This is a genomic window from Vibrio sp. 2033, from assembly GCF_033339735.1.
Map to the genome: position 1 here is coordinate 199,575 of NZ_JAWOVC010000008.1, position 7,136 is coordinate 206,710.

Consider the following 7,136-nt stretch of genomic DNA (forward strand, 5'->3'; position numbering starts at 1 on the left):
GTAGTTTGAATATCTCTGTTGTAATTCCAATGTACAATAAAGAACAATCAATAAATAAAACAATATCAAGCATACTGGATCAGGACTATAAGTTTCCTTTTGAAGTTGTGGTTGTAGATGATGGTTCCACCGATGATAGTGTCCAACGTGTTCTAGAAGTACAAGATGATAGAGTTAGATTAATTAGGAAAAAAAATGGCGGCGAATCAGATGCACGAAATATAGGTATTTTAAACTCTAGATATGAGAGTGTTGCTTTTTTAGATGCAGATGATTTGTGGAAGAGCGACTTCTTATCTACGGTGTATAACCTATCAACCAAATATCCAGCTGCTGAAGTTTTTTGTACGAAGTATGCTAGAGTAAAAGAGAATCATTATGACGAACCCGTACACTCAATTTGGAATGAACGTCATGGCTTGATTGATAATTATTTTGAACAAGTGAATGAGACATTAGGTGATATGATTTTAACTTCATCATCTGTTTGTATAAAAAAAAGTGCGATATCTAAAGTTGGGTTGTTTTATTTTGGCGATAAATTAGGGGCTGATCAAGACTATTGGTACCGTATATTCTCAAAAGATGTTGTTGTAGCATTTTCAAATAAAGTTTGTGCTTTATATATTTTAGATGAAACCGAAAGAGTCTGTGATAACTATAAAAGATTTCAAGAATTAAAGTTCATAAAAAGACGTTTTAATCATAAAAGTCCTATTTCTCAAAAACGATATTTAGCTAATGCTAGAATTGGTGCTATCAACGATGTGTTTAACTCGGGGAATAAAACAAAAGCTATCTTATCTATAGTCAAAGAGTTACCAATGTTAGTTTACGCAACACCTAAAAGACTTGTAGCATCTATAATTAAGGTATTGAAATGAGAGAGATTGCATTTATTTTAAATGAAGATAATGTTGTATTCCATGATGAAGTTTTAAAAAAACCATGCTCTGGTACATTATACTCAGCATTAAAGCTAGTTGATAAATTTAACAATTCTCATAAAGTCACGGTGTATCACAAAGGAAATGCTGACTGCAGAGATAATGTGAACTATGAAAACATTCAAGAACTGAATAAAGTTGACTTTAGAGACTGTGTGTCAATATTTGTCGGTGCGGCCGGGAAGTTGATTAAATCTAATGCGATGAAATTTTCAAAGAGTTATTATTGGCTTCATAACTACGAAAGAACGAATAATATGTTGGAGCTAATTAAAGAAAAAAAATTAAATGGTATTGTTTGTGTTTCTGCCTATCAAATGTTTACTATGCTGAAGTCTAATACATTTTTTAATTCAACATATATTCATAATCCTTTTAACTTTTCAAATGAATTAAATGTAGCATTCTCTGGTGCGTTAAAAAAAGAAAAAGGATTACATAATCTAATATATATGTGGAAGCGGTTATCAGATAAGGGACTTGATATTAATTTGCATATTTTTGGAAGTGGTAACATTTATGGGAAAGAGTCAAATGATATTGGTATCACTAAGGTTGTAGATAAAGAATACGAGGCTAGTTTTATTGATTGTATTTTGGATGAAAATGGCAATATAGATAAAAAAGTTAAATTTTATGGTTTAACTGAAAAAAGCAAAATGCTCCCAGTTATAGAAAAATGTGATTACTTTATTTCCGGTTTGAACGAAAAAGGCGCAGCTGAATGCTTTTCTATTGCGTTTCTGGAAGCGCAGAGTGTAAAAACACCAGTTTTAACTCTAAATCGAGGGGGACAAAGCGAATCATTATTCATTGATGGGTCGAAGTCTTTTCCTAATGTAACAAAACTTGAAGCACATATCTTTGATAACCACAAAAAAAGACAAGAACTATCGATTGATAACATATTCGATGAATGGATGGATCATATCTACTTCGGCAATAAGGGAGTGGTAAAAAAAAGAGTTAAATCTATAGCTTCCGGTATAAGCGTTTATTTTGACAAGCTTAGATAGATCTTAAACTAATGAATTTTAAAGTACTAAAAAGTTTCACTAAATTTTTGAGTGGTAATACACTAGCATCAATATTATCTCTGGTTAATTTGTCCATCATATCTCGATATATTGGTCTAGAAGGGTTTGGTTATTTTATTTTATGTCAAACTGCCTATTTGTTAGTTGAACAAGTTTTTAATATAAGAGGATGGCAATATTATATTTCGCAGTCTAAATATGAAGTTAATGACATAAAAAAACTTTACGGAATTAACAATTCGATTAATATTATCGCATTTTTATTTTCTACTAGCCTTGCTTATATAAGCTACTTATCGGTGGGGTTAGACTTTGAGTTATACGTCGGTATCATTATATATCTCTCTTTAATTCTATTTAGAAATTATGACTCAGCATATGTTGTGTTAAGACAACGAGACATGTATGGCACGCTATCTATGTTTAATGTGGCTCTATCAGCTTCAAGGTTATTGGCTATTTATTTAATGAATAGTTATCTTGACATGAAGTTTATAGATGTTGTCTGTGTTTTTGTTATAAGTGAAATGATATATTTTATTTTCCTCAATTTATATTCTAGCTATCTTTCTGGAGGTTATATTTCATTGTTTAAATTTGATAGCTCTACAATTAAAAAGGGAGCTGAAATTAATTTAACAACTGTTTTTGATCTACCTGTCAGTACGTTAGATACATATGTTGTAAACTATTTCTTTGGTGCAGAATCGGTTGGGATATATAAGTTGATAAGAAAGTACGTATCAATACTGGGACGAGTCGTCTCTCCTCTTAATCAAGTCATGTTTCCTGAAATAGTCAATGTAAAGTCTGATAGAAAAATAAATATTGTTTTGAAATGTATGTTAGCAACGTTTTTGATATGTGTATCTCTTGGCATTTCTATATATCTTAGTATATTCAGCTTTAATCTTGATTTCTTTAGTAGTATTAGAGATTCAGACTTTAATAACATTGAGTTTTACTTTTTGTCTATTTTAGGTATTGAGGTCTTAGCTCTAACATTCAGTATATTGAACTATCTTTTAGTATCTTTTGGTAAAAATGTTACAAATGGAAAGGCTGTACTATTGGCTAATTTTGTATTTTTTATAATGTTATCTCTGTTGAGTTATCTTACACAGAGCCTAATATTAGCCACATCATTATCATTATTTTTGCAAGTTGGTGTTTTAATTGCATATAGACTTAAAGTTACTTGCCAGTTCGGGGCTTAACGATGTCATATCTAGCGATGCCTTTTTATAATGTGATGATCTTTATTGTTCCTTATTTTTTAATGTTTTTTTGTATCAATATTAGAAATTTTAGGATTTTTTCACTATTATACGTTCTGTTTTATTTATTCGCTATTTTAGTGTTTTTATTTAATAAGCCAATTACAGGTGGTGACATATTAGAGTACTTTAATCGATATCTAAGTCAAGTTGACTACTATCGATTAGAACCATTGTTCGGTTTGTATACTGAGTTTATTAAATTTTTAGGCTTTTCTCCAAGCGCCTATGTTAGTATTTTATCTTTCAGTTGCTTTATTCTTCAACTTCTTACATTCTCATATGTCTGCAAAGAAAATAGACTGCTGGCATTCATGTTGTTGCTATTCAACTCTTTCGCATTGCTTACTTGGAGTGGTATTTACAAAAATGGAATTAGCATTCCATTTTTAATCTTAGCTTTTTATGCCCTTTCAAATAGAAATGTATTATTGTCATTTACATCCGTGACAATTGCTTGTTTGTTTCATACTTCTGCTATTATTTACTATCCTGTCTTGATTTATCTATCTATCTTTAAAAAGGAAGTTAAGTTAGAAAAAGTACTCATTTTAATTTGTGCTGTTAGTATTCTTATATCGTTTGTTTTTGATTTTCATCTTTTCAAGTCTATCATTAGAGTTCTAGTAGTTGATTACTTGAAGCCATTTATTCCAGAAGCTATGGCTAGACCACTAAGGTATTTTACGGCAGATGTTACTGAGTTTAATAATAGTGACTCAGTGTACTTGTTACAAACCTCAAGAGTTTCGCTTGAAATATTCATTCAGTTCTTTGTTTTCTTCTTTTTATCTAAATTACATTTAAATAAACATAACGTAGTGAGTTTCTGGCGTCGTGCTTATATTTTGTCTGTGTTTATTTACTCATTGACGATTGGAGTGGCTTTTAGTTATAGATTTTATTTAGCAACATCATTTATATTTACAGTGTATCTATACTTTGTGATGATTTACTCAAGTAAAAAACTATACTTTATGTTGTCTCTATATTTGGTAATTAGCTATTTAATTTTTTGTTTCTATTCTTTACCTCCTGAAAAAATAGGTTTAATGTATTTAAATCCTTTGAATATTGGTTATTAAATGAAAAAGATATCGATAATTATACCTACCTTGACAGTCGGAGGGGGGGAGAAAGTAGCAGTTGAAAATGCTAATGATTTATCATCGGCCGGATATGAGGTTTACCTTATCGTTCCTAAAGGGAAAATTATAAAGCAAACAGTTAACCCTTCTGTTCGGCTTATCACTGGGAGTTGTTCGAACCTTATTGCGGATGTGCTATTCTGTTTGCGAAAGTTAAGAATGATAAGACCAGATGTGGTTTTGTCTTATATGGAGAGAGCGAACTTTATTAATATAATATCATCTTTTTTTGGAACATGGGATATATATTGCTCTATCCATACGGTTCCATCTGAAGCATACAAAACAAGAAGCTTTATCGCAAGACTTCTAATAAAGATCTCAATGCTAATTTCAAAAATGAGGCAATTGCCATATATTTGTGTTTCTAAAGGTGTAAAAAACGAGCTTGAGGAACACTATAAATTAAATAATGTACATTTAGTTGAAAACTACATTAATGATAGGGAAGTTGTTGAGTATGGCGACGATGATATGTTAAGCCTAGACTCAAAGGTAATAATCTCTTTTGTTGGTAGATTGAATAAAATTAAAGGTGCAGACGTTTTCATTGATGCTATTGGTCTTGCAAATAGAAAATCTAAATTAGTAAACAAGAAGTTTTGGGTTGTCGGCGATGGAAAAGAACGAAGAAATCTTGAGTTATTAGCTCATGAGTTAGAAGTTAGCCATTTAGTTGAGTTTTGGGGGGAGAAAGAAGATGTTGATAGGTATTTCTATTATTCCGACTATCTTATAGTTCCTTCTTATTTAGAGGGGTTTGGATTAGTCGTTTTAGAAGGGTTGATTTATGGCTGTCAGGTCCGTGTCTCGAAATGCAAGTATGGCCCTTCGGAGATAATTAGTCATTTTAATGAAATGACTGATGATAACTCATTTTCTGATCCTAGCCTTAATCGGGAAATTGCTGTAGAAGAGTTATCTGAGATTATTTTAAAGTCTGAACATAAAAAGCAGTTAAACGATATAAATGAATTGAAGAACAAGGTTATTGAAGTATATGGTAGAGAGATTGCCATAGAAAAAATCATTAATGTAATTGAGAGGGAAAGGTGAAATATATTATTTATTCTGGGTGGTGGTGTGATGAGAGTTCGCGAACTGACCAAAGAGATGTTTATCTCGGTGATGATACTCTACGAACCAGTGCATTTCATGATAAGTGGTTTCAATGTATCGACACTTACACTAATCCAGAAAAAGTGCTGATAATTGACTCTGCATCACCAGTCAAGCCGAACTATGAAGGCAAAGGTATTGAGTTTTTATCGCTAGACAAAAACTATGGACATTCAACTAATCATACTGGGTTGATGTGTGGTGTAACTCGAGCTCATCTCATGGGAGTTTACTACGCGTACTTATGTGATGCAGACTATTGCGTATATATAGAGCAGGATGCAGTAATAAAAGGGGATGGCATTGTAGAGTACGCGATTAGCAAAATGACCAAGCCGTATATGTTTGGCACTGGAAAAGGCACTCCTTATGCAACCCAGCAGTCTTTTTTCGTAATTAGAAAAGATGGTTATATCCCATTTATAAATCGAATGAGCAAAATAAAGAGTAGCTGTAATAAAATTGCACCAGAAAATAAATTTGCAATTGCTTCAAGTCGATTCCTTTCACTTTTGCCTGAGTTTATTTTTAAGTTGCGAGGTATAGGTAAAGTTCTTAGATATTGGCCTAGCTTTAATATCGTTCCTTTCGGTTATGGGAGAACTCGACCAATTGACTTCTCAAGCCAGTATATGTATTTCCAACATGGAAGTAATGAAGAGTTGGAACAGTTTGATAAGTCACTTTAAATTATAAAATCTTTCTGTACTAACTTTAAAGAAGGAGTGGCTAAATGCAACCCTTAGTATCTGTGATTATGCCCAGCTTTAATTCGTCAACAACGATTGAAGAAAGTATCGAAAGTGTATTGGCTCAGGCGTATAAAAATTGGGAGTTGATAATCGTAGATGACCGATCATCGGATAAAACTTGGGAAGTGATCACTGGCTTTGCAGCGCAATACGACAATATCCATGTTTACCAGAATGAAAAAAACCAAGGGGCTGGCGCAAGTCGTAATTTCGCGATAGAAAAGGCAAAAGGCCGCTTTATTGCCTTTTTGGATTCGGATGACCTCTGGACAGAAGATAAACTGTCAGAGCAAATCGCGTTCATGCTCGAAAATGATTATCCGCTGACCTACACGCACTATAGTCGTTTTAATAGTGACGAAGAATTGAATGTCGTCACTGCACCTGAGTATACGACTTATAAGAAGTTGATGTACAGTAATGTCATTGGCTGCCTGACGGCGGTTTATGATACTAAGGTATTAGGTAAGCGTTATATGCCCTTGATTCGAAAGCGTCAGGATATGGGGCTATGGCTGGAAATCTTAAAAGATACTCCAAAAGCTTATTGCTTACCTAAGACGTTAGCGAAGTACCGTATGGATACTGGCATGACATCAAATAAATTCAGTGTATTGTCATATCAATGGCGCTTCTACAGAGACGTTGTGGGATTGAACATACCGAGAAGCATGTTTACCTTTTCAGTCTATGCCGTAAAAGGCACGATGAAACATCGCTCGAAAAGAAAGTCATAGTGAACTATATGACGAGTAAGTTGCCGATCATCATAAAATGACTGACCCGTCCTGATATGGGTTGACACTTTTTAACTAAAACGCTCGATGTACTTCATCGGGCGTTTTGTATTTTAAAG

7 protein-coding genes are annotated in these 7,136 nt (G+C 32.9%); all 7 read left to right on the forward strand.

The features are described 5' to 3' along the window. Nucleotides 1-5: 5 nt before the first annotated feature. Genes R7P74_RS13270 through R7P74_RS13300 form a run of 7 tightly spaced genes read left to right on the forward strand, consistent with a single transcriptional unit; the run spans nucleotide 6 to nucleotide 7,017 of the window. Nucleotides 6-884 carry a glycosyltransferase family 2 protein gene (locus R7P74_RS13270; protein ID WP_225473538.1) on the forward strand — a complete coding sequence of 293 codons (879 nt, stop codon included), beginning with the start codon at nucleotides 6-8 and terminating at the stop codon, nucleotides 882-884. Then, nucleotides 881-1,963: a glycosyltransferase gene (locus R7P74_RS13275; protein ID WP_225473539.1), complete on the forward strand. Its 1,083-nt coding sequence runs from the start codon at nucleotides 881-883 to the stop codon at nucleotides 1,961-1,963. Before R7P74_RS13270 ends, R7P74_RS13275 begins: the two co-directional genes overlap by 4 nt. Before the next feature lie 11 nt (nucleotides 1,964-1,974). Beyond that, nucleotides 1,975-3,201 carry a lipopolysaccharide biosynthesis protein gene (locus R7P74_RS13280; RefSeq protein WP_318122905.1) on the forward strand — a complete coding sequence of 409 codons (1,227 nt, stop codon included), beginning with the start codon at nucleotides 1,975-1,977 and terminating at the stop codon, nucleotides 3,199-3,201. A gap of 2 nt (nucleotides 3,202-3,203) precedes the next feature. Next, nucleotides 3,204-4,346, forward strand: coding sequence for an EpsG family protein (locus R7P74_RS13285; RefSeq protein WP_225473541.1), 1,143 nt, complete (start codon nucleotides 3,204-3,206; stop codon nucleotides 4,344-4,346). Then, complete coding sequence (locus R7P74_RS13290) at nucleotides 4,347-5,465, forward strand: glycosyltransferase (RefSeq protein WP_225473543.1); 1,119 nt, start codon at nucleotides 4,347-4,349, stop codon at nucleotides 5,463-5,465. It abuts the gene before it with no gap. Then, nucleotides 5,462-6,217, forward strand: a complete 756-nt coding sequence (locus R7P74_RS13295; RefSeq protein ID WP_187568384.1) for a hypothetical protein — start codon at nucleotides 5,462-5,464, stop codon at nucleotides 6,215-6,217. Before R7P74_RS13290 ends, R7P74_RS13295 begins: the two co-directional genes overlap by 4 nt. 44 nt (nucleotides 6,218-6,261) lie before the next feature. Next, nucleotides 6,262-7,017 (forward strand): glycosyltransferase family 2 protein, encoded by a 756-nt coding sequence (locus tag R7P74_RS13300; protein WP_225473546.1) that lies wholly within the window; start codon nucleotides 6,262-6,264, stop codon nucleotides 7,015-7,017. Nucleotides 7,018-7,136: the final 119 nt, after the last annotated feature.

What these genes read in the sequence shown, in the direction of transcription:
- R7P74_RS13275 (WP_225473539.1), top strand. Translation starts at nt 881, where the DNA reads ATGAGAGAGATTGCATTTATTTTAAATGAAGATAATGTTGTATTCCAT.
- R7P74_RS13280 (WP_318122905.1), top strand. Translation starts at nt 1,975, where the DNA reads ATGAATTTTAAAGTACTAAAAAGTTTCACTAAATTTTTGAGTGGTAAT.
- R7P74_RS13285 (WP_225473541.1), top strand. Translation starts at nt 3,204, where the DNA reads ATGTCATATCTAGCGATGCCTTTTTATAATGTGATGATCTTTATTGTT.
- R7P74_RS13290 (WP_225473543.1), top strand. Translation starts at nt 4,347, where the DNA reads ATGAAAAAGATATCGATAATTATACCTACCTTGACAGTCGGAGGGGGG.
- R7P74_RS13300 (WP_225473546.1), top strand. Translation starts at nt 6,262, where the DNA reads ATGCAACCCTTAGTATCTGTGATTATGCCCAGCTTTAATTCGTCAACA.